Source organism: Methylocystis sp. Sn-Cys, from assembly GCF_016745395.1.
Lineage (GTDB): Bacteria > Pseudomonadota > Alphaproteobacteria > Rhizobiales > Beijerinckiaceae > Methylocystis > Methylocystis iwaonis.
Map to the genome: position 1 here is coordinate 167,568 of NZ_JAERVJ010000002.1, position 24,656 is coordinate 192,223.

The window sequence follows — 24,656 nt, forward strand, 5'->3', positions numbered from 1 at the left end:
TTGCGAGGAGCGAAGCGACGAAGCAATCCAGAGCTCCATCGCGGCCCTGGATTGCTTCGCTTCGCTCGCAATGACGGGCTAGGAAGTCAACCGCGCAAACCCCGCTTCCAGATCCTCCTTGAGATCGGCGACATCCTCGAGCCCGATCGAAAAGCGCAGCGCGGGCCCTTCCGCCTGCCATTTGGTCGCCGTGCGGTACGACGCGCAGTCGAAGGGCAGCACGAGGCTCTCAAAGCCGCCCCAGGAGTAGCCGATCCCGAAAAGCTCCAGCCCGTCGACGAAGGCTGCGACGGCCGCCTCGGACGCGGGCTTCAATATGATCGAGAAGACGCCCGAGGAGCCGGAAAAATCCCTTTTCCAGATGTCGTGGCCGGGATGGTCGGGCAAGGCGGGATGCAGCACCCGCGAGACCTCCGGCCGCGCCGCCAGCCAATTGGCCATGTCGAGCGCGGCGCGCTCCTGTTCGCGTAGACGCAGCGCCATGGTGCGCAGGCCGCGCAGCGCCAGCGCGGCGTCGTCGGGCCCGGAGCCGACCGCGAAGAGATTGAAAGTGTGGCGTAGCCGCTTGGCCCATTTTGCATTGGCCGAGACGAGGCCGAGCAGCAGGTCGGAGTGACCGGAGAGATATTTGGTGCCTGCTTCGATCGCGAGATCGCAGCCGCGCTCGTGCGGCGGAAAGTAAAGCGGCGTCGCCCAAGTATTATCGACGATGACGCAGACGCCCTTTTCATGCGCCGCGGCGGCGATGGCGGGGACATCCTGGATGTCCATGCTCTGCGAGCCCGGCGATTCCAGCAGGATCGCCGTCGTCTCGGGCCGGATCAGCGCCGCTATGTCCGCGCCGATTGCAGGATCATAATATTCCGTCGTCACGCCGAATCGCGCCAGGAAGCCGTCGCAAAAGAAGCGCGTCGGCGCATAGGCGGAATCGGTCACCAGAAGATGCGCGCCGGCCTTGGTGGCGGTGAGCAGCGCCAGAGCGATCGCGGCGAGCCCCGAGGGGACCAGAACCGTGTCCTCGGCGCCGGCGATCTCGCTCCAGGCCTTTTCCAAAGCGCGCGTCGTCGGCGTGCCCTTCGTGCCATAGGTGTAGGGCTGGCTCGGGGCGCCCAGCTCCGCGACAGTCGGAAAAAGCACGGTGGAGCCGCGATAGATCGGCGGATTGACGAAGCCGAAATGCTCGAAGGGTTCTCTACCGGCTTGCGTCACAACCGTGGCAATACGCTTTTTTTGCCGCTTTTCGTGTTTATCGCTCTTCATCATGGTCCCTGGCTCGCCGAGCGCCCGCTTGCGCCTGCCTGGGTCGAACGTAATATAGCGACCGTCCAAATCCGAGCCTCTTACATGATCGCACGACGCTTGTTTTTCGCCGTCGCCACAGCGATCGTGCTTGCCGGCTTTTTGCCCATTCTGTCGGGGCAGGGCGCTTGGGCGCAGACTGAGGCCGGACCGACGCTCGCGGGCGTCGTCAAACGCGGCTATCTCGCCTGCGGCGTCGTCGAGTCGCCGGGGTTTGCGCAGCCCTCGGGCGAGAACGGCGAGTGGCGCGGCTTCGACGTCGACTTTTGCCGCGCCGTCGCCGCCGCCATTTTCGACGATCCCACGAAAGTCCGTTTCCTCGGCCTCAGCGCGAAGGAGCGCGTTCCGTCGCTGCAAGCCGGCTGGGTCGATCTGCTGGCCAGCGCCGCGCCTTGGACGCAAACCCGCGACGGCGGCCAGCGGGTGATTTACGCGGGCGTCTCGCTTTATGACGGCCAGTCTTTTCTCGTGCGCCGACAACGCAGTTTCGCCTCGGCGCAGGATCTCGCCGAGGTCGCCGTCTGCGTGCAGCAGGGCACGTCCTATGAATTGGAGCTCGCGGATTTTTTCCACAAACGCAAAACGTCCTATCAACCCAAGCTCTTCGCCACATTCGAGGAGGCTGCCGCGGGCTATGACAAGAGCGAGTGCGACGCGCTGACGGCGGACGCCGCGACGCTCTATGGGGCGCGAACGAAGCTGGCGGCGCCAGTGGAGCACGACGTCCTGCCCGATCTCCTCACCAAGGCGCCGCGCGGCCCCGTGGTGCGGCAGGGCGACGACCAATGGCTTTCCATCGTGCGATGGACGCTCTTCCTGATGATCGACGCGGAGGAGCAGCGGATTTCCAACGCGAATGTCGACGCCGCTCTGAAGTCCGAGGAGCCGCGCATCCGCCACCTCCTTGGCGTCGAAGGCGACCGCGGCGTCGGTCTCGCGCTGCCGGGCGACTGGCCTTATCGAATCATCAAGCATGTTGGCAATTACGCCGATGTGTTCGAGCGCAATCTCGGGCAGTCCTCGCCGCTCAATATGGAGCGTCGCTTGAACGCTTTGTGGAATAAGGGCGGGCTACTTTATGCGCCGGCAGTCAGGTGAACGTGGGTTGAGGGAAAAAAGCGCGGCGGAGCTTTGGCCGCCGCTCGCGCGCTTTGTCGAAGGAGAGGCGCGCCTGGGGCGATGGGCCTCGCAAAAGCCGACGCGACGTTTTGTCTATGAGTTCGTCCGCTTTGGAATCAAACAAGCGTGGGCCTGCCTCTTCGGCGGCCTGATGGTCGCTCTCGTATTGGCGACGCGCTTCTTCTATCCCGCCCATGCGGCCCTTGCGCGCTATGATTTTCTGTTCCTCGCCGCGCTTGGCGTACAAGCGGCGCTGATCCTTCTGCGTTTCGAATCGCTCGAGGAAGCCGGCGTGATCTTTCTCTTTCATCTCGTCGGCACGGCGATGGAGATCTTCAAGACGGCGCATGGCTCATGGGTCTATCCGGAAGCCGCCTTCTTTCGCATTGGCGGCGTGCCGCTCTTTACCGGCTTCATGTACGCCTGTGTCGGCAGCTATATGATGCGCGCCTGGGCGCTCTTCGATTTTCGCTTCCACAAACATCCGCCGCTATGGCAGGTCGGCGCGCTCGCCCTGGCGATCTACCTTAACTTCTTCACGCATCACTATGTCGCCGACATGCGCCTCCTTCTGTTCGCCGCGAGCGCCGCGATTTTCTGGCCGACGACCATCTATTACCGCATCCACCATGGCTGGCGGACGATGCCGCTGCTGCTTGCGGCCTTCCTTGCGGCTTGCTTCATATGGCTCGCGGAAAATATCGCGACTTACAGCCATGTCTGGCTTTATCCGGATCAACTTGCGGTCTGGAAGCCGGTCGGCCTCGGCAAGCTCGGATCGTGGTTTTTGCTCCAGATCGTCAGCTATGCGCTGGTGGCGATCGCATGCCGGCCCAAAGAGCCGGATGATGCGCCCATCGAGGAATCGCGGGCGCGCCATGCCGACAGGCTGACCTTCCGCTCGCGCGCCTCAGGCTGAAACCCGCGCGCGCGACCACCATTCGAGCAGCGCCTCGCGCGTCGGCGAAACATCCTCCGCGAGCGGCCCCGCGAAGCGGCGCCATTCCTCGCGAAAATGCGGCGACACAGCCGCAATCACGGGAACCTGCGCAGCCATGGCGGCTCGGAACGCGTCGCAAAGACCGCCGCGTTCGGCTTCCTGCTTGGAGAATTTGCTGACGACAATGAGACCAGCGCCCGCGCGCGCCGCATGCTCGACGGAGGCGCAGGCCATGGCGAGCCCGCTCGTGTCGAGGTTGCAGGCGACGGAGCCCGGCCCAAGGTCCTGCGAGATCACAAATTCCGCCTCCGAGGCGACATCGCGCAGGAAAATCCGCGAGCGGCCTGCCGAGTCGGCGCCGCGCATCTGCGTGACGCCCGCGACCCGCACGCCGCTTTCTGCAAGCTCGAGCGCAAAGCGGCGCATGAGCGCCTGAACATTCTCGCTGTCCTCAGCCGGCAAAGCGGCGATGGGAGTGGCGGGCGTTTCACGCTCCATAACGCCCTCCGCGCGGATGTCCTGGACCGCGAGCCTTCAGGCTCGCCCCTCGAAAGCGAGCCTGAAGGCTCGCGGTCCGATGATGCGCTTGCATATTGCCCCTCTCGCGCTTGCGTTCCGCGCCATCCGGCGTAGCTTCCAACTCTCGCTCGGGCCACTTGCTTTGTAGGCCGCTGGCACGATTTTATATATCGTTACGAACAAGCGACGTGAACAAAAGTGGGCGACGATCAGATGAAGGCGCCGGCGCCGCGCCCCGCACGTAATGGCGATGTCGACGCCTTTCTCGAAAAGGCGCGCGGCGTCGCCGAGCGGCGCGCGCGGGGGCGGCTGATTTTCGCCCTGGACGCCACAATGAGCCGCCAGCCGACATGGGATTTGGCGCAATCCATACAGGGCGAGATGTTCCGCACGACCGCCGCGCAGGGCGGTCTCGACGTCCAGCTTGTCTATTTCCGGGGTTTCCGCGAATGCCGCGCCTCCGGCTTCGTCTCGCAAGGCGAGGGGCTCGGCGCGCTGATGTCGCGGATTTCCTGTCAGGCCGGCCACACGCAAATCGGCCGCGTGTTGAGCCACGCGCTCGATGAGACGCGATCCGAGCGCGTGGGCGCGCTCGTCTATATCGGCGACGCGATGGAGGAGAAGATCGACCATCTGGCGGCTGCCGCTGGTCAGATGGGGCTTCTCGGGCTCAAGACTTTCATGTTCCAGGAGGGCCAGGACGCGAAAACGCGGACTGCTTTCCAGGAGATTGCGCGCCTCTCCGGCGGCGCATACGCCGCCTTCGATCTTTCGGCGCCGCGCCGTCTCGCGGAACTGCTTGGCGCCGCCGCTGCTTATGCCGTTGGCGGATTGCCGGAATTGGAAAAACGCGCGGGCGAGGGCGAGGGAGCTGCGCGTCTGCTGCTGTCGCAGATGGGGTCACGATAAGCCATGCCGGTCTTGATGGGATTTTTCGCGCTCGCGCTCATGCTCTTCGCGCTCAAGGCCTATACCAGGGCGTCGCCGGCCATTCTGGCGCGCATGATCAGGCGCGGGGGCGGATTTCTGCTGATGGCGCTCGGCGGCCTGCTGCTGGCGCGCGGGCGGATCGACTTCGGTCTCGCGCTCGGCGCGGCCGGCCTGTGGATCATGGGGCGCTCGGAACGCGCCGGATTGCGCAACGCCGGCGCCGGGGGCGCCGGAGTCTCCCGCGTGCGCTCGGCGATGATCGAGATGGAGCTCGACCATGCGACCGGCGCCATTCGGGGCATGATCCTCGCCGGCAGGAACGAGGGGAAGCGCCTCGACGCCCTGACCCGGCCGGCGCTTCTCGACCTCTACAATATGTGCCTGCGCGACGATCCCGACGGGGCGCGGCTACTTGAAGCGTATCTGGACCGCCGCTTTGCCGGATGGCGTGCGGCAAGCGATCCGAACCGCGACTCTGGGGGCGGCGAGACGCGCGCGCGCCGCGCGGGCACGATTACGGAGGATGAAGCCTACGAAATCCTCGGCCTGAAAAAGGGCGCGGCCGCCGCTGATATTGCGCGGGCTCATCGCGATCTGATGAAAAAGCTTCATCCAGATCTTGGCGGGACGACGGATCTGGCCGCCCGCGTGAATGAAGCTAAGGATGTCCTGATGCGGCGCCATCACTGAGGCGCGACGGGAGCCCTCGAGGCGGTCCCAGGTGGCGGACATGGCGGGGGCGTCTCTTCTTTTTTAGTTCTTGGTGGTGAAGCAGGCGAAGCCGGCGCGTTTCAGCGCCTTGCAGGCGGATTGGGCGCTATCTTCCTCGAGGCCGGCGAAGCGGGCGCGATAGAGGGTTTCGTTGCCCTTTTGCACCTTCTCCGTGAAGGATCTGGCGGTGGCGGGGAAGCCCTGAAGCTGGCTGCGGGCGCGCGAGAGCAGCTCATTGGCCTTGGCCGGATCCTCGGCGGCGCCGATCTGGATCATCCAGCCGGGCTTCGTCGGCCGCGCGGCCTCGGCCTTCGCCACATTGGTGGTCGAGCGAATGGCGGCGGGCGTTGTCGTGGCGACGGTGATGCCTTTGGTCGGCCGGCCGGAGGTCGAGCCGTCGGCGATGGGGGAGGAGGCGCTCTTCTTCTCGGCCGTCTTTCCGCGTCCCTTCTTCTCCGTGACGGCGGGCTCCTCGGCGACGCGCTTCTGCACGCCAGAGACAAAGGCCGGGCGCACTTGCGCGGCGGCGTCGGCCTGCGGCGCGCGCTCGACCTTCTCTTTCAGGACGGGAGCCGTTGCATGTCGCGGGATGGAGCCCACGGCCGTTTCGGAGTCGATCGCCGGCTCTTCCGCGGCGTAGGAGCTCCGTTCCGGCTGACGCTCGGCGACCGGCTCTGAGACGGCAGGCGCACGCTCGATCGCGGCGATGGCGGTCGGGGCGGGCGCAACCTCTTCGGCGGCGTTGTCTTCCGTTATGGCCGCGGCCGTGCGCGTGGAAGCGCCGCCGCCGATATATTGCTCGATGAGCTGCGCCATGATGCGATCGCGTGCGCCGGCGGTTGTTCCGCCCATCACGACAGCGACGATATGGTGGCTGTGCCGACGGACCGAGGTCAGCAGATTGAAGCCGGACGCGCGCGTATAGCCGGTCTTGATGCCGTCCATTCCCTCGACCCGGTCGAGGAGATGATTGTGGTTGCGGTGCAGGGCGCCGTTGTAGGCGAAGCTGTGCGTCGAGAAATACCGGTAATAGCGCGGGAAGCGGTCCTGTATCGCGCGGCCGAGGATCGCAAGGTCATAGGCCGTGGTGATCTGGCGCGCGTTCGGCAATCCGGAGGCATTCTCGTAATGCGTGTTGCGCATGCCGAGCGCATGGGCCTTACGCGTCATCATCTGCGCAAATCTGGTTTCATCGCCGCCGATATTCTCGGCGATGGCGCAAGCGATGTCATTGGCGGATTTGGTGACCACCGCCTTGATGGCGTTTTCGACGCTGATCGTTTCTCCCGGCTGCAGGCCGAGCTTCGAGGGCGCCTGGGCCGCCGCATGGCCCGAAATCATGAGCGGCGAGTCGAGCCGGAGCTGGCCCTTCTCGAGCTGCTCGAACAGGAGATAGAGCGTCATCACCTTGGTGACGGAGGCCGGGTGACGCAGCTCGTGCTCGTTGCGGGCGTAAATGGTTCTCCCGCTGTTGCCGTCCACGACGATGGCGGCGAAGCCATGATGCTCGCCGACCATCTCGCCGCTGCCGCCTTCGCTCGCCGTCGCGGCGTAGAAGCGATGACTGCGCGCATGACGTGCATGACGGGCGCCTCTGTGATGCGCGAAGGCATGATGGAAAACGTGCCGGCTATGGAAGGCGTGATGGCGATGGCCATGCCTGCGCGCTTCCGCCGGGATCGCCGTGATGGCGACAAACGCCATGACGACCGCGAAAATAGCTGCCAGGGAACGGGGTTGCGCCAGACGTTCTAGCTGACTGGTTTTCGACATTTGCCCTACGCCTCTTACGGAACTGGCGCTTGCGCGAGGCGACAACCGTGGATTGGCGTCGCATAAACGCTACAGTTATCAAGGGTAAGAGAACGCGGTTACTCGGGAGTTAAGCGAAAACAGGATTTTCTATGGCAATTTTGCAATGCAACATTTTAATTGACGCGTATTTGTGCAACGCATATATCTATGCTGTCAGCAGGGCGCGTGGGTCGCGCCGCCAGGGGGCGGCGGCTGGCTGGTCGCGCCACATTATGAGGACGAAGCCAATGGTGGCCAATTTCGAAAGCGTACAGCAGCTCGGAAAAGAGCACTTCGAAGCCGTCTCCGCCGCCGCGGCGGCCGTCACGAAGGGCTGGCAGAACATCGCCGCCGAGACGACGGACTATTCCAAAAAGTCTTTCGAGAAGAGCCGTTTGCTCGCCGAAAAGCTCGTGACGGTGAAGAAGATCGACGAAGCCTTCGCGCTGCAGTCGGACTACGCCAAGAGCGCCTATGAGGATTTTGTCGCCGAGGCGACCAAGCTCGGCGAGTTGTACACCGCTATCGCCAAGGAAGCCTTCAAGCCGATCGAAACGGCCACGAAGAATTTCACGACGGCGGCCGAGTAAAAACGCCGTTTCGCGGCCCCCTTTCGTCCGGGGCGGAGTATCAGACGCCCGGCGGGGAGCTTCCCCGGCCGGGCGTTGGTCGTTTGGGGGGAAGCTGGACCGCGCGCCTTCAGGCGCGCATTTTAGGAAGCGCGCCTGAAGGCGCGCGGTCCAGACCACTGTGGACGGTCGCAAACATTGGTTTCAGGGCGTCTTCGCAAGCGCTAGACTCCGGCCATGAGCGCCACTTCCGCCGGCTTCGTCCACCTCCATCTCCACACCGCCTTTTCGCTGCGCGAAGGCGCGCTCACGATCGGCAAGCTGATCGACTTCGCCGTGCGCGACGAGCAGCCGGCGCTCGCCGTCACCGACACCAACAACCTCTTCGCTGCCCTGGAATTTTCCGAAAAAGCGGCCAAAGCGGGGATTCAGCCGATTGCCGGCGTGCAACTGCGCGTCGATTTCGCCGACGCCAAGACGAGCGGCCCCTTGGGGCGGAACGAGGCGCTGGCCAATATCGTGCTCCTCGCCAAGACCGAAGCCGGCTATCTCAATCTCATGCGCGTCGCCTCGCGCGCCTATCTCGACACGGAGGAGGGGGATGAGCCGCATGTCTCGCTTGCGGCCCTCGCCGAGGATGCCGCCGAGCTGATCGCCCTGACCGGCGGGCCGGACGGACCGCTCGACCGCATGTTCGCTGCCGGCCGGCCGGAGTTTGCGCGCACGCGGCTCGACACGCTGCAGGAGCTTTTCCAGGACAGGCTTTATCTCGAAATCCAGCGGCACAAGCTTCAATCGGAAACAGAGGTCGAACCTCAGCTTCTCGACCTCGCCTATCGCCGGGGCGTGCCGCTGGTCGCCACCAATGAGCCTTACTTTGCATCGCGCGGCGATTTCGAGGCCCATGACGCGCTGCTCTGCATCGCAGAAGGCACGGTGACGAGCGTCGCCGAGCGGCGCCGCGTCACCCCCGAGCATTACTTCAAGACGCGCTCGGAAATGCTGGCGCTGTTCGCCGACCTGCCGGAGGCGACCGCCAACACGATCGAGATCGCGCGCCGAACGGCCTACAGGCCCAAAACCCGCAAGCCGATCATGCCGCGCTTCCTGCGCGACGCGCCCGACGACCGGCCGCTCACCGAGGTCGAAGCCGAGGAGCTGCGCCGCCAGGCGATCGAAGGGCTGGAGGCGCGCCTCGCGGCCCACGGGCCGGCGCCGGGCCATGAGCGGGAGGAATATGTCAGCCGCCTCGACTTCGAGCTCGGCACGATCGAGAAGATGGGCTTTCCCGGCTACTTTCTGATCGTCTCCGACTTCATCAAATACGCCAAGTCGCAGGGTATTCCGGTCGGGCCGGGGCGCGGCTCGGGCGCGGGCTCGCTGGTCGCCTATGCGCTGACCATCACCGATCTCGATCCGCTGCGCTTCGGTCTCTTCTTCGAGCGCTTCCTGAACCCCGAACGCGTCTCGATGCCGGACTTCGACATCGACTTCTGCCAGACTCGCCGAGGCGAGGTGATCGACTATGTCCGCGACCGCTACGGCGCGGACCGGGTGGCGCAGATCATCACCTTCGGTTCGTTCCTGGCGCGCGGCGTTCTGCGCAGCGTCGGCCGCGTGCTGGAAATGCCGTTGGGGCAGGTCGACAAGCTTGCCAAGCTCGTGCCGCAGAACCCGGCCAAGCCCGTGAGCCTCGCCGAGGCGCTCGCCGGGGAGCAGAAGCTGCGCGAGGCGGTCGACGAGGACGAGCGCGTGGCGCGGCTCTTCAAGATCGCCAGCGCGCTCGAAGGGCTCTATTCCAACGCCTCGACCCACGCCGCCGGCGTCGTGATCGGCGACCGGCCGCTGCATGAGGTCGCGCCGCTCTATCGCGACCCGAAGTCCGACATGCCAGCGACCCAGTTCAATATGAAATGGGTGGAGCCCGCCGGTCTCATCAAATTCGACTTCCTCGGCCTCAAGACGCTGACCGTGCTCGCCATGGCGAGCCGGCTGGCGCGCCGCCGCGACCCGGATTTCGACCTCGCCAAAGTGCCGCTCGACGACAAGGACACCTACGCCATGCTCGGCCGCGGCGAGACCGTGGGCGTGTTCCAGCTCGAAAGCGCGGGCATGCGCAAGGCCCTGGTCGAGATGCACGCCGACCGTTTCGAGGACATCATCGCCCTCGTCGCGCTCTACCGGCCGGGCCCGATGGCCAATATCCCGACCTATTGCGCCGTGAAGCTCGGCGACGAGGAGGCGAATTACTACCACCCGAAGATCGAGCCGATCCTGAAGGAGACCTTCGGGGTCATCATCTATCAGGAACAGGTGATGCAGATCGCCCAGGCGCTCTCCGGCTATACGCTGGGCGAAGCCGACATGCTGCGCCGCGCCATGGGCAAGAAGATCAAGGCCGAGATGGACGCCCAGCGCGAGCGCTTCGTGAAAGGCGCCGTCGAGCGGGAGCTGGCGCCGGAGCTCGCCAATATGATCTTCGACCTCCTCGCGAAATTCGCCGACTATGGGTTCAACAAGTCGCACGCCGCCGCCTATGCGCTGATCGCCTATCAGACAGCCTGGTTCAAGGCGCATTATCCGGCCGAGTTCCTCGCCGCCTCCATGACCTTCGATAAAAGCCAGACCGACAAGCTGGCCGAATTTCGCGACGAGGCGCGACGCCTCGGCATTGCCGTGGAGCCGCCCTCGATCAAGCGCTCGGGCGTTGATTTCGACGTCGCGACCGCTCCCGACGGCAAGCAGGTGATCCGCTATGCGCTCTCCGCGATCAAAGGGGTGGGTGAGGGGCAGGCGGAGTCGATCGTGCGCTCGCGGGGCGAGCGGCCCTTCAAGAGCCTTTCCGACGTCGCCCGGCGGCTCAATCCGCGCGAGGTCAACAAAAAGGTGCTCGAGAATCTCGCCGCCTGCGGGACTTTCGACGAGCTGGAGCCGAACCGCGCGCGCGCTTTTGCGGCCATCGAAAGCGTGCTCGCCACCGCCAACCGCCACGCCGAGGATCGCAAGGCCGGCCAGAATGCGCTCTTCGGCGAGGCCGAGGCGGACGACCTCGTCCTGCCCAAGGTCCAGCCCTGGCCGGCGGGCGAGACGCTGCGGCGGGAGTATGAGGCGGCCGGCTTTTTCCTCTCCGGCCACCCGCTCGACGCCTATGCCGGCCTCCTACCCAAATTGAGGGTAACAAACTGGGCGAAATTCTCGGCGGCGGTGAAGCGCGGCGCCGAAGCCGACCGCCTCGCGGCAGTGGTTTTGGACCGCGCCGAGCGGCGCACCAAGTCCGGCTCGAAGATGGGCATCGTCCAATTGTCGGACCCGACTGGCCAGTATGAGGCCATTCTTTTCCAGGAGGCGCTCAACCAATATCGCGATGCGCTGGAGAAGGGCGCCGCCGTCTTGGTGCAGCTCACGGCGAGCGTCGACGGCGACGATGTGCGCGCCAGAATTGTCTCGGTCACGCCTCTCGCCGCCGCCGCGGCCCGCGCGCAGAAGGGTTTGCGGATCGTCGTCAGCGACCAAAGTCCGCTCGATAGGATTAAAGGCAGGCTCTCCGGCAGGGGCGAAGGCGAGGTGTCGCTGCTCGTCAAACGCGACGTTGCGCCCGAAGAGGTCGAAATTCGCCTGCCGGGCTCTTACCCCGTCAATGCCGACGTAGCGAGCGCGCTGCGGGAGATTCCTGGGGTTCTGGAGGTCGAGTATCTGTAGAGGATTAGTTCATGTTTTAGTGTAAGATGAGCATGCAACATATTGTTTTGAAATATCATAATGAATGATCTTGAAGTTGAAATGTAAGTCTCTTGATGTGCGTCGGGAGGTGGAGACGACCGCCCGTCATTGCGAGCGAAGCGAAGCAATCCAGGGCCGCCGTGGCTGCCCTGGATTGCTTCGTCGCTTCGCTCCTCGCAATGACGAGACTAATGTCAAACAAGAGCGCAAATGTTTTGGCCGCGCCCTCGCGAAAACGGCCTCTCCATAAATTTGCGAACTTTTTCCTAGCCAAAATTTTTCTTTTCAACTGGAACATTCACGCCCTTTCGACGTTGGTCTCTTGGCCGCAGGAGCGCCAGGCCACAGGGCTTGGCGGCGGGCCATTCGGGGTTGGCTATGTCGGCGACGTTCGACGAAGCGTTCAGCGCTTCCGCCCTTTTCCCTTGCGTTCAATTTGTCTCTTTCCTGGCGATCGGCGCCATGGTCGGCTGGCTGCTCGCGCGGCCCCGGGGACGAGCGGGCTGGTCCAGCTCGCTCTCCATGATTGGCGTCTGTGGGGCATGGATGGGGGCGGAATTCGCCCACCTGTTCAGGCAGGCTGAACATGGCAGCGCCGACGAGCTGGCGGCCGCCGCCATCGGGGCGTTGTGGCTCGCCTATGCCTGGCGCCGGCTCCATCCGGTTGAGGCTGGCGACGACATTGCTATTCACCAGTCCCATGCGTAGATAAGGGCGCAGGAGGCGCCCTGTGCCCACCATCGATTTGCTCAACGACGACCCTCGGCCCAACAGCGAGGCGCGGGAGCCGGCGGCTCTGCGCCATCCAGAAAAAGCCGCGCGGCCGGATCAGCCGGTCCTCAGGAAGCCGCCATGGATACGGGTGAAGGCGCCTGGGTCCGCCGCCTGGGGCGAGACCAACGCGCTATTGAAAGGCTCCGGCCTCGCGACCGTCTGCCAGGAGGCGGCCTGTCCCAATATCGGCGAGTGCTGGGAGAAAAAGCACGCCACTTTCATGATCATGGGCGAGGTCTGCACCCGCGCCTGCGCCTTCTGCAATGTCGCGACCGGCTTGCCCGCGCCGCTCGACCCGAGCGAGCCGGGCAGGGTGGCGGAGGCGACCAAAGCCCTGGGGCTCTCCCATGTCGTCGTCACCTCGGTCGACCGTGACGATCTTCCCGACGGCGGCGCCGAGCACTTCGCCCGCACCATAGAAGCGATCCGCCAGGTCTGTCCGGGGACGACGATCGAGGTTTTGACGCCCGATTTTCTGCGCAAGGAGGCGGCGCTCGAGCGGGTCGTGGCGGCTCGCCCGGATGTCTTCAACCATAATCTCGAGACCGTGCCCTCGCTCTATGTCACGGTGCGGCCGGGCGCCCGCTACTTCCATTCCCTGCGTCTGCTCCAGCGCGTCAAGGAGCTCGACCCGAAGCTGTTCACCAAATCCGGCCTGATGCTGGGCCTCGGCGAAACCCGCAACGAGGTGATGCAGGTCATGGACGACATGCGAAGCGCCAATGTCGACTTTTTGACGCTTGGCCAATATCTCCAGCCGACCCGCAAGCATCATCCCATCGATCGCTTCGTTACCCCGGAGGAGTTCGACGCCTATAAAGCGATCGCGCTCGCCAAGGGCTTCGCCTATGTCGCCGCCTCGCCGCTGACCCGCTCGTCCCATCATGCGGGGGAGGATTTCGAAAGGCTGCGCAAGGCGTCTTCGCGTTAGCATTCCGCGGCCAAATCTGCAGTCCCGCCGCGCCCAGCCGCCTTCACTTTCTGAAGTTACCGTTTCCGTTTGAATAGAACGCATGGGGACGTGTCATTCCAGGCGGGCTGAAAGCGCGACGGGGAATCCAGAGCCACAAGAGCGCTGGTTTTGCTCAGAGCCGTCATTGCTTCGTCGGCTCCGCCTCCTCGCAATGACGGCGGTCCGATCGCTCGTTTTACGAGCGTGGAATGACCGCGAACCGATCAAGCCCATCTCGAGTGGTTGGAGCGCTCCACGAATGTCCGAAAACGCTGGACATTTCTCGGGAGACGGTGTGCCTATGATCGAGCTGCGCACACAACGATCCGCCGCGCAAGCTCCCCGCCTTTCGCGTTATTCCCAGCAACGTAATTCATGTGAGAGAAGAGTTGAGATGGACGAGAGCATAGGACAGGTCGTCCTGTTGTTGGCCGTGGCGATGATCGTCGCGATCGGGGCGCGCCAAATCAAGCTGCCCTATACTGTCGGTTTGGTCGTCGTCGGGGCGGCGCTGACGCTCTCACACACAGATTTTGGGCCGCATCTCACCCACGACTTGATCTACGACCTGATTTTGCCGCCGCTTCTCTTCGAGGCGGCCCTCAGCATTCCGTGGCGTGAACTGCGGCGCGACGGCCCGCCGATCCTGGCGCTTTCGACATTGGGAACGGCTGCCGCCGCCGCCGCCGTGGCCATCGGAATGACATGGCTGCTCGGGTGGCCACTCGCGTCGGCGCTCGTCTATGGCTCCCTGATCGCCGCAACCGACCCCGTGGCGATCATCGCCATGTTCAAGGACAATAAAATTCATGGGCGGATGCGGCTGCTCGTCGAAGCGGAAAGCCTCATGAATGACGGGGCGGCGGCGGTCCTTTTTGCCGTGACGCTCGGATGGGCGCTGGCGGGCGGCGGCGAGCAGCTCGGCCTGGAGACGCTCGGCACGCTCGCGCGCATCGTCCTTGGGGGGATCGGCGTCGGGGCGGCGTGCGGCGCCGCCGCCATCCTTCTGGCCGGAAGAGCATCCGAGCATCTTGTCGAAGCCGCGCTGACGACGATTGCCGCTTTCAGTTCCTTTCTGCTCGCCGAGCATCTGCACGTCTCCGGCGTGCTCGCGACCGTGACAGCGGGGCTGATGATGGGGAACCTCGGGCTTCTGAGCGCCGAGGATAAGAGCTATCTCACCCGGAAAGGCCGGGAGTTTGTCGTCTCCTTTTGGGAATATGCGGCCTTTGTCGCCAATTCGGTCGTGTTTCTGCTGATCGGGATCGACGTCGCCGGCGCGCCTTTCGAGTCCTATGGCCCTAAACTCATTGCCGGGGCCATTCTCATTGGGCTGATCGGCCGCGCCTTGACTGTTTACCCGATCAGCTCGGCGTTCCTGCGCTCCCGCTGGGCGGTGACGTTCCCCGAGCAGCATGTTCTTTGGTGGGGCGGTCTGCGGGGCGCACTGGGGCTCGCCCTCGCGCTTTCGCTGCCGCCAACCCTGCCGATGCGCGACGAGATCATGGTGGCCACATTCGCCGTGGTTGGCTTTTCCATCGTGATCCAGGGGCTCACGATGCCCTTGCTGCTACGGCGGCTCGGGTTTCTGGACGAAGCAAACGGGGGCCCTCACTGATGATGGAAGTCTGGGGCAAGTTCGTCGTTTGCGTCTCCCTGATTGCCGTCGCCGGGCCCTCACTCAGCCGATATGGAGACGTCATCGCCCAAAAGACGGGCTTGTCGCGGGGATGGATCGGCTTGTTGCTCCTGGCGACAGCGACCTCTCTTCCCGAGCTTTTCACGGGCGTGAGCGCCGTCACAGCCGCCGCAGCGCCGAATATTGCAGTTGGCGACGCCTTAGGAAGCTGCATTTTCAATTTGGTGATCCTGGTGTTGCTCGACGTCATGAGCCGCGAAAGTTCGGTTTTCACCCGAATGGATCAGGGCCACGTGCTCACGGCGGGCTTCGGGGTCATCCTGATCGGCTTTGCCGGAGCCTCAGTTCTGGTCGGATCGAGCGGTTTCGCGCCCGCGTTCTCTCACGTCGGGATTTTCACGCCCGTCCTGATCGTCCTCTACCTTGTGGCGATGCGCGCCCTTTTCGATTATGAGGCGCGCCGCCCTCTCGCCTTGGACTCGCAGGACGCCGGGCCGCGCATCGGGCTCGCCCGCGCCGTCCTGGGCTATCTCGCCGCCGCCGTGATTGTGGCGGGAGCTGGTGTCTGGTTGCCGTTTGCCGGCACGGAAATTTCCGAGGCGATGGGCTGGCAGGCGACCTTTGTCGGCACATTGTTCATCGCGGCTGCGACATCCGCCCCCGAGTTGATCGTCACGCTGGCCGCCCTGCGGATTGGCGCGCTGGATATGGGCATCGCCAATCTTCTCGGCAGCAACCTATTCAATATGTTGGTCCTGGCGGTCGACGATGTTGCTTACCGCTCCGGCGCTCTCTTCGCCGCCGCGTCGCCGACGCACGCCGTGACCGCTTTTGCGGCCGTCATTATGTCCGGCATTGTCATCGTCGCCCTGCTTTATCGGCCATCCACCCGCTTTTTCGGGCTGATCGGCTGGACCAGCCTTGCGCTCTCCGCCTGCTATTTTCTCAGTTCCTATGTGATTTACCTCTACGGACATTAGAGCGCATTCCGCAAAAGTGGACAGGCTTTTGCGACGAGAAAGCGCTAGGGCGCATTGCCCTGTCGAATCGGGATAATTATGATTTTCTGGCGGCAGGACGTCCCACAGGAAAACCGGCAATCGCAATGCGAGAGCGTATCGACGAGATAGATTTTTGGCGCGGCATTGCGCTCGTCACCATCTTCATCAACCACATTCCCGGCAACATCCTGGGAAATATCACACCCCGAAATTTCGGCTTTTCGGACTCTGCCGAGGCCTTCGTTTTTCTTTCCGGGGTCTCCGTCTCGCTGGCTTACGGAAACCGCTTCCAGTCCGCCGCGCTCTTCGGGGCCGCGTCCCTCGTCAAACGCGCTTTGCGCCTCTATGGGGTTCATCTGGTTCTGACGATTGCCGCCCTGGCGCTTTTTGGGCTCGCGAGCGCGATCACCGGCCAGGATTCGCTTCTCGCGGAGCACGGACGCGGGACGCCATTCGCCGACCCGCTGCGGGGCGTGCTCGGGATTCTCACGCTCACCCATCAGATCGGCTATTTCAACATCCTTCCCCTCTACGTTGTTTTATTGTTCGCAGCCCCGGCATTGTTTGTCTTGGGGCTGCAAAATCGTTGGAAGATGCTCGCCGTGTCCGCCGCTTCCTACGCATTCGCGCGCTGGAGCGGGATCAACGCGCCCTCGTGGCCGGACGAGGGCTTTTGGTATTTCAACCCCTTCGCATGGCAATTGATGTTCGCGCTCGGCATGTTCTGCGGTTTCGGGGGAATTCGGCGCAGATTCACGGCGGAGCCGGTGACTTATAGACTGGCGCACAGCTTCACGCTGGGGGCGGCTCTCATCGTATCCAACTGCTTCGGCTTCGTTCCGGGCCTGGTCGATGCGGCGGGGGAGTATCTCGATTGGGACAAGACCCAGTTGGGGACCGTCCGCATCCTCGATTTCATGGCCCTTGCCTATGTGATCTATTGTTCGGGCTTCACCCAAAGGCTCCGGTCCGTCTCCCTTTATCCTGCGACATCCCTCATGGGGCGGCATGCTTTGCCTGTGTACTGCCTGGGTAGCGTGCTCAGCGCGGTCGGGCAAATCATCCGGGAGACATATACCGCGTCTCCTTTGTTCGACGTGGTCTTCGTCGCCGTGAGCCTGAAGGGGCTTCACGCCGTTGCGGCGCTTATCGATCGTCGAAAGGCGGCGCAGTTCGCCGTGGCCTAGCGCGCTTTCCGCTCGCATGGAATCATGCGAGCGATGAGAAAGCGCGTAGATTTAAAAAGCTAAGGCGCATTCGTTTCGCGAAAAGAACGCGCTCTAGGCGCCGAGCGCCGAAGCGATCTCGGCCAGCGTCGCGCGCTCGCTGGCGCTGACTTGCTCGCCCCCGAAACCGAGAAATCCGCCCTCGGCGCTGGCTTCGGCGACAAGTCGCGCAATATGGCTGAGCCAGTTCTTGAACGGCCGCGCCTCCAACGGCGCCGTGGCGTCGAGGATTTTGGCCGTGCTGCGCAGCTCCTCCAGGGCGCGGATCTTGATGTCGTCGAGCGCGGCGCCCTGGATGATCTTCCTGACGCCCTCGCGGGCGGAAGTGCGGCCTTCCGGGGTGAAAAGATCGTCCACCACGGATTGGATCAATTCATCCGCGCCGCCGTCCGTCTTTGCGGCGGAGAGGGCCTCGGCGCTGGCCATGCCTTCCTTCAGCGCGCCGATGAAGCCGTTCGGGTCGGCGGCGCTGATGGCGAAACCGGCCAGGAGAGGCGCCTGAATGATCCTGTCCCACTGCTCGGCCGTGAAGCTGGATTTGTTCGCCATGGATTCCCCCCTGTGACAGGGAATAAGCTAGACCCTTTCCGTCGACCGTGCGAGAGGCGCTTGGTCGCGGCGTTCCATCGCGCGCGGAAATGGCTTAAAAGCCCAGCCTCATGAAAAGCTTTCGCACCCGCCGCCATGTGTCGCACAGCGCCGCCGATATGTTCGCGCTCGTCTGCGACGTCGACTCCTATCCGCAGTTCGTGCCGCTCTGCGAGGGGCTGAAGGTGCGTAAGCGTGCAGAGATCGCGCCCGGGGTCGTCGAGCTCGTCGCTGAAATGCAGGTTGGCTTCAAGGCTGTCTGCGAGCGCTACACGAGCCGGGTGACCTGCGATTCCAACAAGCTGGAGGTGAGGGTCACCTATATCGACGGCCCGTTCCGCAAGCTCGACAATCGCTGGTCTTTCCGCGACGAGGCGCCCGGGCCCGACGGGCGCCCGCGCTCCACCGTGGAATTTTTCATCGCCTATGAGTTCAAGAGCATGGCGCTCGGGCTTCTGATGGGCGCGATGTTCGACAAGGCTTTCCAGAAATATGCCGACGCTTTCGTGAGCCGGGCGGATGCGGTTTACCGGCGCAAATAGGCGCTAATCGCCGAGCGCCGAAATCATGAGATCGAGCGCCTGATCGACCGCCGCCAGACGGATGTCGCGTCGGGGGAGGGGGCCGAAGCGCCGCTCCAAGGCCACGACCTCGCCGCCGCGCCTGGCGCAGGCGAAATGCACGAGGCCGACCGGCTTTTGGGGCGTGCCGCCGCCGGGCCCTGCGACGCCGGTAATGGCGACGGCGACGTCGGCGAGCGAGTGCTCGAGCGCGCCCCTTGCCATGGCCTGCGCGGTCTCGGCGCTGACGGCGCCATGCGCCGCGAGAATGGCGTCGGAGACGCCGAGCATGTCGATCTTGGCGGCGTTGGAATAAGTGACAAAACCGCGGTCGAAGACGTCTGACGCGCCGGGGACGTCGGTCAGCGCCGCCGAGACCAGCCCGCCCGTGCAGGATTCCGCCGTTGCGACGCGAAATCCGCGCTCTTTAGCTTTTACGATAAGCGTAATAGCTTTTACGTTAGATGTATTTTCTGCCATCGCTCAATCCTGCGCTGGTTTCGCCCGCATCGCCTTTACGTCGCCGCGCAGCTTCTTGCCTTCGAGCCGCCGCATCTTCGAGCCGAGCGTCGGCTTGGTCTTGCGCCTTGGCGGCGGAGGCGGCGCGGCGGCCTCGCGAATGAGGTCGATCAGCCGCTCCAGCGCATCGGCGCGGTTGCGCTCCTGCGTGCGATGGCGTTGCGCCTCGATGATGATTTCGCCCTCTTTGGTGAGCCTGGAGCCGGCGAGCCGCGCCAGCCGCTGTTTTACGCCTTCCGGAAGGTTCGGCGACCGCCAAATGTCGAAGCGAAGCCGCACGGCGCTCTCGACCTTCTGGACATTTTGCCCGCCAGGGCCGGACGCCCGGAGGAACTCCAGCGAAATCTCGGAGTCGTCCAGAAAGATAGAAGGGGTGACGCGGATCATCGGGGCCGTCTCGACACGCCGGGCTTGTTCCGGCCTCTCTTAACGCGACCGCGTTCGGCGATTGTCAAGGCGCGTGGCGACGGAGGGCAGCCGCGTCATGCCCGCGCTTGTCGCGGGCATCCACGCCGAGACATTGCGACGTGCGGGGAGAAGAAGCGGCGTTATTCCGGCTCATGCTCTCAGCTTCCCGCGTTGGCGCGGCGTCATGGCCGCGACAAGCGCGGCCATGACGCCGCAACACGTCTGCTCGTTAACCCGAATTCGGAGCCCTGGCGACAGAGGGACGCACGCATGCGGCTCACAAGCATGCGGGTGAACGCACCTACTGCCGACGCGCCGCCGACAAGGCTTGCTGGCCGGTGTGAGCCGGCAGGCGTGCGGCGGCCGTTCTGAAAAAAGTGGGACATTCGAACAGAAATTCGAACGGAGTGGCCAGGGTTGCTGTTCTAACAAATATGGAAACATGTACTGCGATGGCTGTGACAATCAGCGCGATCACGCCCCCATCCACAATGAGGCCCGTCTTTAAAAGCGCGATGCGCGTCGCCGCCATCGGCAGGAAGAAGGCGAGATAGACGACCATCGAGCGCGCGCCCAGCCAAGCCAATGAGTGCAGCACATGGGCCTCCGCCAGCAACGCGGAGAAGGCGACGACCGCCGCCGCGCCGGCGAAGCCGAGAAGAAGCGAGACTGCGGGGAGGCCCGAATAGCCGCACCGCACGGCAAGTTCGTTTGTCACGCCCCAAAGGATGAGGGCTGGAATTGTCCGTCGCAGATTCGCGCGCGCAGCTTCGGCGAAAGCGAAAATTCGCGGCGCAAAATGATAGCCTGCATAAAAGTAGACGTAGCGTGCCGCGAATTCGTCAATCACGGTCGAATTCGTGGCGACATTCGCCATCTGAAGCGCGCTGGCGGCGGTCAGCACAGCGCAGGGCGGGGCGGGGCGCAGGAGCTTGGTGGTCACGAAGAAGACCATTGCGAAAGCAAGATCGCCCAAGATCGACAAGGGATCGCCGCCCGCGAGCAGCAGCTTTGGCGCGCCCTGGATCAGCGTCCACAGGACGAAGAAATAGGCGAAGTGCAGCACCTTGCGATCGAGAAAGTCGGGCCAGGGCTTCTCGATCGTGCGCGCGAGAAAGAGGCCCGCGACCAGAAAGAAATCCGGTATGCGGAAGGGCCGCGCCCAGTCGATAAAGCCATGAAGCCAGCTCTGCTGGCCGAGCGCCTCCTCGACGCCCAGTGTCGAATGCATCATCACGACGAGAATGATGCACCAGCCCCTGGCGTAATCGACCCAATCGACGCGCATGGCGGGCAAGGCGGAGTGAGCAACTTTGGCGCTTGCGCGCATGAAAAAATGCCCCCCATCAAAAGATGCGCGGTTTTTCTTCAAAGTGGCCCGAAACATTCATGCGCGCGCCGCGCTGAAATGTCCGCATTTTCTCGAAAAGATGGTGAATATCACCCGGACGCCGGCGCGTTGAGATGGCCGGGCAAGCGTCCGTCACTCTGATACGAGGTGCATTTGATTGGTTCGCTATCGTTCCCAATGCTCGCAAAATGAGCGATCGGAATTACCGCCGTCATTGCGAGGAGGCGGAGCCGACGAAGCAATCCAGCGCCGCATCGCTGCCCTGGATTGCTTCGCTTCGCTCGCAATGACGGGCTCTGGGCGCAAAACAAGCGCTCTTGTGGCTTTGGATTCCCGGTCGGGCTTTCAGCCCGCCGGGAATGACACGCCCCCGTGCGCGCTATTCAAACGGAAACGGTATGACTGGTTTCGTCGGCCGGAGAATTACGACAGTTGCGCCGGGCAGCGCGAAGGCGCCGACGCAATGTCCCGTCACTCCGGCAGCCGCACCGTCGCGATCGCCAGCGCCGCGATCCCCTCGCGGCGTCCGGTAAAGCCGAGTTTTTCGCTCGTCGTTGCTTTGATCGCCACCCGGCCGATGTCGAGGCCCATGATCTCGGCAAGACTCGCTCGGATGGCGTCGCGATGCGGTCCGACCTTGGGCGCCTCGCAGACCACCGTCGCGTCGATATGGGCGATCATGCCGCCGCGCGCGCGGACGAGCTTGCAGGCATGTTCGAGGAAGATTGTCGAGGCCGCGCCTTTCCACTGGGGATCGGAGGGCGGAAAATGTGCGCCGATGTCCCCCTCGGCGATGGCGCCCAGAACCGCGTCGGTAATCGCGTGCATCAGCACGTCGGCGTCGGAATGGCCGGCGAGGGAATGGCTGTGGGGGATCGACACGCCGCCGAGCCAAACCTGGTCGCCCTTGGCGAAGGCATGGACGTCATAGCCCTGTCCTGTTCTAACGTCCGTTAAAACGCTAGCCGTTCTAACGTCTGTTAAATTATCTGACCCGGAAGCGGCGGACAGAGCTTTGATCTGATCCATGGCGCGTGCAAAATCCTCTGGCGTCGTGAGCTTGAAATTGGCGAGATCGCCCGGAAAGACGTGCACGGCGTGGCCGGCGGCTTCCGCGATCATCGCGTCGTCCGTGTAGTCGCGCTCGGCCGCCGCCGCCGCGCGATGCGCCGCGAGAATAAGCGGGAAGCGAAAAGACTGCGGCGTCTGCACGGCGCGCAGTCTCGCCCGGTCGGGCGTGGCGACGACGAAGCCCGCCGCGTCGATCTCCTTCACCGTGTCGTTGAGCGGCACGCCCGGGACGGCGGCGCCATGGGCCCGCGCCGCCGCGATGGCGCGGGCGATGAGCGCCGGATCGGCGAAGGGCCGGGCGGCGTCGTGGATCAGCACAATCTGCGGCGCGCTTTCTCTGGCGACGGCTTCGAGCCCGTTGCGCACGCTCTCCTGCCGTGTGGCGCCGCCAAGCGCAGGCTCCGAGACGGCGGCGCGCGCCGCGTCGCTCAATTCGGCGACGCTTTGCGCATAAAGCGCGCGGTCGTCCGGGTGGATGACAACCTTCAGGCGCGCGCCCGGCGCGTTGGCGCCCATCGCCTCCAGCGTGCGCGCGAGCACGGTCTTGCCAGCGAGCCGGCGATACTGCTTGGGCAAGCCTTCGCCGGCGCGCGAACCGCGTCCCCCGGCGACGACGAGGATAGAGATTTCCGTTCCATCAACCATGCCGCTCCTGTGTCGCTTTTCATGCATCGCGTCAAATGTGCGAGAATGCGGCGAAATGCTATGTTGCAACTGCGAAGCTAGCTGCTTATGGTATAGGCAAGATGACTGCTGCTGAAAAATCGGGCTTTGAACCCGAGCGCGAGGCGCTGCGAATCGGCCCCGTCCGCCTTTCCGGGCGCGCTTTTCTAGCGCCCATGGCAGGCGTCACCGATCCGGCCATGCGCCGCATTGCCGAACGCTATGGCGCCAGCGCGACCGTGAGCGAGATGATCACGGCGGCGGGCGTCGCCCGGGGCGACCGCGAGACCGCGCTGCGGCTCGCGTCTTCCAGCAATACAAATATGGCGCCGCGCGTGATCCAGATCGCGGCGCGCGACTCGCAGGAAATCGCCGTCGCCGCGCGCCATGCTGAAGAAGCGGGCGCCGATTGGGTCGACGTCAATATGGGCTGCCCCTGCAAACGGGTGACCGGCGGTCTCGCCGGCGCGGCGCTTATGCGCGACCTCGACCAGGCCTCGGCCCTCATTGCGGCTGCGCGCGCGGCCATAAGCGTTCCGCTGAGCGTGAAGATGCGGCTCGGCTGGGACGACGCTTCGCGCAATGCGCCCGAGCTCGCGCGCCGCGCCGAGCAGGAAGGCGCCGCGCTGATCACCGTCCATGGACGCACGCGCCAGCAATTCTACAAAGGCCGCGCGGATTGGGCGGCAATCGCCCCGGTCAAGCAAACCGTTTCGATCCCGGTTATCGCCAATGGCGATTGCGGCTCGGTCGACGACGCCGCGGAAATGCTGAGATTGTCTGGCGCCGATGCGGTGATGGTCGGCCGCGCCGCGCAGGGGCGACCCTGGCTCGTTGGCGATATTGCGCATTATCTTGGCGCCGGGCGGCGTCGCGCCGAGCCGTCGCTTGCCGAGCGCAGCGCGCTCGCGCGCGAGCATCTCGATGGGCTTCTCACGCAAATGGGCGCGGAGGCGGGCCTGCGCCACGCGCGCAAACATCTCGCCGCTTATGTAGACGAGGCTTTCGGCGCCGCTTGCGTCGAGGTCGCGGCGCTGCGCCACGCGCTCGTCACCACCGCTTGCGCGTCGGAGGCCTTCAGGCTGATCGACGCCATTTTTACAGAGGGACAAGAGGTCGCCGCATGAGCCTTTCGGATCGCCCCAGACGCGACGACCCCCGGCGCGGCGAGTTTACCCCGCTCAAGATCATCGACGAGCGCGGCCGTAGCTGCGTGCTCGAGGCGCTGCCGAGCGTCATTCTCACCGTCTCGCGCGAGGGGGTGATCGAGGACGCCAACGCCGCGGCCGAAAGCTTCTTCGAGCTGGGCAAGCCTTTGCTCATCGGCCAGAAACTCGAGCGGCTGCTGCCCTTCGGCTCGCCGCTCATCACCCTCGTCCAGCATGTTCAGGACCGCGGCGCGGCGATCAACGAATATAAGGTCGATCTGGGCCGGCCAGGGCAGGAGGGCGACCGCCGCGTGGATGTCCATTGCGCGCCGCTTCCGGAGCAGGACGGGCTGGTTCTGGTTGTGCTGCAAGAACGAACAATTGCCGATAAAATAGACAGGCAGCTCAGCCATCGCGGCGCCGTGCGCTCAGTTTCCGGGCTCGCGTCGATGCTGGCCCATGAAATCAAAAATCCTTTGTCCGGAATTCGCGGCGCCGCACAATTGCTGGAGAGCGGCCTCTCGGACCAGGATCGGGCGCTGACTCGGCTGATCTGCGAGGAGACCGACCGCATTGTGCGGCTGGTCGATCGCATGGAGGTTTTCTCCGACGCGCGGCCATTGAAGCGCGAGCGCGTCAATATTCACTCGGTGCTCGATCACGTGAAGCAGGTGGCGCAAAGCGGCTTCGCCCGGCGCATCAGATTTGTCGAGAATTACGATCCATCGCTGCCGCCGGTTTACGCCAATCGCGACCAGCTCGTGCAGGCCTTTCTCAATCTGGTGAAGAACGCCGCCGAGGCGATCGGGCTCGACGCCGTCGATGGCGAAATCGAGCTTTCCACGGCGTTTCGGCCGGGGGTCAGCCTGCGCGCCATGGGCGCCCGCAGCCCCGTCGGCCTGCCGCTCGAATTCTGTGTGCGCGACAATGGTCCCGGCGTGCCCGACGACATCGCCGCGCATCTCTTCGACCCCTTTGTCACCACGAAGTCTTCCGGGACTGGCCTGGGTCTTGCTTTGGTGGCCAAAATCGTCAACGACCACGGCGGCGTTATTGAATGCGAATCCCTTCCCCGACGTACGACCTTCCGAATTCTGATGCCCATGTATCGCGCCAAAACGGAGAAGAGAGAGGCGGCCCGTTCATGACGCTTCG

General features: G+C 64.2%; 23 protein-coding genes. 15 read left to right on the forward strand and 8 right to left on the reverse strand.

Annotated elements, in window-relative coordinates:
* Positions 1-78: 78 nt before the first annotated feature.
* The gene (gene metC, locus JJT62_RS05580) at positions 79-1,260 is read right to left on the reverse strand and encodes a cystathionine beta-lyase (RefSeq protein ID WP_202072021.1); all 1,182 of its coding nucleotides are present in this window, start codon (positions 1,258-1,260) and stop codon (positions 79-81) included.
* 84 nt (positions 1,261-1,344) lie between these two features.
* Here metC and JJT62_RS05585 point away from each other — a divergent pair, with 84 nt between their 5' ends.
* Positions 1,345-2,397 (forward strand): amino acid ABC transporter substrate-binding protein, encoded by a 1,053-nt coding sequence (locus JJT62_RS05585; RefSeq protein WP_202071724.1) that lies wholly within the window; start codon positions 1,345-1,347, stop codon positions 2,395-2,397.
* A complete protein-coding gene (locus JJT62_RS05590) occupies positions 2,378-3,337 on the forward strand; it encodes a DUF817 domain-containing protein (protein ID WP_202071725.1) in 960 nt (319 codons plus the stop codon). Before JJT62_RS05585 ends, JJT62_RS05590 begins: the two co-directional genes overlap by 20 nt.
* On the opposite strand, the gene JJT62_RS05595 is transcribed toward JJT62_RS05590, so the two are convergent.
* Complete coding sequence (locus JJT62_RS05595) at positions 3,329-3,856, reverse strand: DUF2478 domain-containing protein (RefSeq protein WP_202071726.1); 528 nt, start codon at positions 3,854-3,856, stop codon at positions 3,329-3,331. The two genes, JJT62_RS05590 and JJT62_RS05595, sit on opposite strands and share 9 nt — an antisense overlap.
* A gap of 234 nt (positions 3,857-4,090) precedes the next feature.
* Between JJT62_RS05595 and JJT62_RS05600 the strand changes: the two genes are divergently transcribed.
* Both JJT62_RS05600 and JJT62_RS05605 read left to right on the forward strand, forming a co-directional pair.
* On the forward strand, positions 4,091-4,786 hold the full coding sequence (locus tag JJT62_RS05600; protein WP_202072022.1) for a VWA domain-containing protein: 696 nt from the start codon (positions 4,091-4,093) through the stop codon (positions 4,784-4,786).
* 3 nt (positions 4,787-4,789) lie between these two features.
* Positions 4,790-5,497, forward strand: coding sequence for a DnaJ domain-containing protein (locus JJT62_RS05605; RefSeq protein WP_202071727.1), 708 nt, complete (start codon positions 4,790-4,792; stop codon positions 5,495-5,497).
* Between the two features lie 63 nt (positions 5,498-5,560).
* On the opposite strand, the gene JJT62_RS05610 is transcribed toward JJT62_RS05605, so the two are convergent.
* Complete coding sequence (locus JJT62_RS05610) at positions 5,561-7,036, reverse strand: serine hydrolase (protein ID WP_246744735.1); 1,476 nt, start codon at positions 7,034-7,036, stop codon at positions 5,561-5,563.
* On the opposite strand from JJT62_RS05610, the gene JJT62_RS19070 reads away from it, so the two are divergent.
* The 8 genes from JJT62_RS19070 to JJT62_RS05645 all read left to right on the forward strand — a co-directional run bounded on the left by JJT62_RS19070 (position 7,019) and on the right by JJT62_RS05645 (position 17,154).
* Complete coding sequence (locus JJT62_RS19070; protein ID WP_246744736.1) at positions 7,019-7,273, forward strand: hypothetical protein; 255 nt, start codon at positions 7,019-7,021, stop codon at positions 7,271-7,273. The two genes, JJT62_RS05610 and JJT62_RS19070, sit on opposite strands and share 18 nt — an antisense overlap.
* Before the next feature lie 287 nt (positions 7,274-7,560).
* Positions 7,561-7,902 carry a phasin family protein gene (locus tag JJT62_RS05615; protein ID WP_202072023.1) on the forward strand — a complete coding sequence of 114 codons (342 nt, stop codon included), beginning with the start codon at positions 7,561-7,563 and terminating at the stop codon, positions 7,900-7,902.
* Positions 7,903-8,118: 216 nt separating this feature from the next.
* A complete protein-coding gene (dnaE, locus tag JJT62_RS05620) occupies positions 8,119-11,580 on the forward strand; it encodes a DNA polymerase III subunit alpha (RefSeq protein WP_202071729.1) in 3,462 nt (1,153 codons plus the stop codon).
* Between the two features lie 372 nt (positions 11,581-11,952).
* Positions 11,953-12,309 (forward strand): hypothetical protein, encoded by a 357-nt coding sequence (locus JJT62_RS05625; RefSeq protein WP_202071730.1) that lies wholly within the window; start codon positions 11,953-11,955, stop codon positions 12,307-12,309.
* Positions 12,310-12,331: 22 nt separating this feature from the next.
* On the forward strand, positions 12,332-13,306 hold the full coding sequence (lipA, locus tag JJT62_RS05630; protein ID WP_370568486.1) for a lipoyl synthase: 975 nt from the start codon (positions 12,332-12,334) through the stop codon (positions 13,304-13,306).
* Between the two features lie 415 nt (positions 13,307-13,721).
* Positions 13,722-14,945: a sodium:proton antiporter gene (locus JJT62_RS05635; RefSeq protein ID WP_202071731.1), complete on the forward strand. Its 1,224-nt coding sequence runs from the start codon at positions 13,722-13,724 to the stop codon at positions 14,943-14,945.
* On the forward strand, positions 14,945-15,946 hold the full coding sequence (locus JJT62_RS05640) for a sodium:calcium antiporter (RefSeq protein ID WP_202071732.1): 1,002 nt from the start codon (positions 14,945-14,947) through the stop codon (positions 15,944-15,946). Before JJT62_RS05635 ends, JJT62_RS05640 begins: the two co-directional genes overlap by 1 nt.
* Before the next feature lie 125 nt (positions 15,947-16,071).
* On the forward strand, positions 16,072-17,154 hold the full coding sequence (locus JJT62_RS05645) for an OpgC family protein (protein WP_202071733.1): 1,083 nt from the start codon (positions 16,072-16,074) through the stop codon (positions 17,152-17,154).
* A gap of 93 nt (positions 17,155-17,247) precedes the next feature.
* Here the strand turns inward: JJT62_RS05645 and JJT62_RS05650 are convergent, their stop codons facing one another.
* The gene (locus tag JJT62_RS05650) at positions 17,248-17,742 is read right to left on the reverse strand and encodes a hypothetical protein (RefSeq protein WP_202071734.1); all 495 of its coding nucleotides are present in this window, start codon (positions 17,740-17,742) and stop codon (positions 17,248-17,250) included.
* Positions 17,743-17,852: 110 nt separating this feature from the next.
* Here JJT62_RS05650 and JJT62_RS05655 point away from each other — a divergent pair, with 110 nt between their 5' ends.
* A complete protein-coding gene (locus JJT62_RS05655) occupies positions 17,853-18,323 on the forward strand; it encodes a type II toxin-antitoxin system RatA family toxin (protein WP_202071735.1) in 471 nt (156 codons plus the stop codon).
* A gap of 3 nt (positions 18,324-18,326) precedes the next feature.
* On the opposite strand, the gene JJT62_RS05660 is transcribed toward JJT62_RS05655, so the two are convergent.
* The 4 genes from JJT62_RS05660 to JJT62_RS05675 all read right to left on the reverse strand — a co-directional run bounded on the left by JJT62_RS05660 (position 18,327) and on the right by JJT62_RS05675 (position 22,335).
* Positions 18,327-18,821, reverse strand: a complete 495-nt coding sequence (locus tag JJT62_RS05660) for a CinA family protein (RefSeq protein WP_202071736.1) — start codon at positions 18,819-18,821, stop codon at positions 18,327-18,329.
* Between the two features lie 3 nt (positions 18,822-18,824).
* Positions 18,825-19,247 (reverse strand): alternative ribosome rescue aminoacyl-tRNA hydrolase ArfB, encoded by a 423-nt coding sequence (gene arfB / locus JJT62_RS05665; protein WP_202071737.1) that lies wholly within the window; start codon positions 19,245-19,247, stop codon positions 18,825-18,827.
* A 322-nt stretch (positions 19,248-19,569) separates the two neighbouring features.
* Positions 19,570-20,598: an acyltransferase family protein gene (locus JJT62_RS05670; RefSeq protein WP_202071738.1), complete on the reverse strand. Its 1,029-nt coding sequence runs from the start codon at positions 20,596-20,598 to the stop codon at positions 19,570-19,572.
* 492 nt (positions 20,599-21,090) lie between these two features.
* Entirely contained in the window at positions 21,091-22,335 is a 1,245-nt protein-coding gene (locus JJT62_RS05675) for a bifunctional 2-C-methyl-D-erythritol 4-phosphate cytidylyltransferase/2-C-methyl-D-erythritol 2,4-cyclodiphosphate synthase (RefSeq protein ID WP_202071739.1), read from the reverse strand.
* Positions 22,336-22,436: 101 nt separating this feature from the next.
* Here JJT62_RS05675 and dusB point away from each other — a divergent pair, with 101 nt between their 5' ends.
* Both dusB and JJT62_RS05685 read left to right on the forward strand, forming a co-directional pair.
* Complete coding sequence (dusB, locus tag JJT62_RS05680) at positions 22,437-23,480, forward strand: tRNA dihydrouridine synthase DusB (RefSeq protein ID WP_202071740.1); 1,044 nt, start codon at positions 22,437-22,439, stop codon at positions 23,478-23,480.
* Positions 23,477-24,649 (forward strand): nitrogen regulation protein NR(II), encoded by a 1,173-nt coding sequence (locus JJT62_RS05685; RefSeq protein WP_202071741.1) that lies wholly within the window; start codon positions 23,477-23,479, stop codon positions 24,647-24,649. The genes dusB and JJT62_RS05685 overlap by 4 nt, the downstream gene beginning before the upstream one ends.
* Positions 24,650-24,656: the final 7 nt, after the last annotated feature.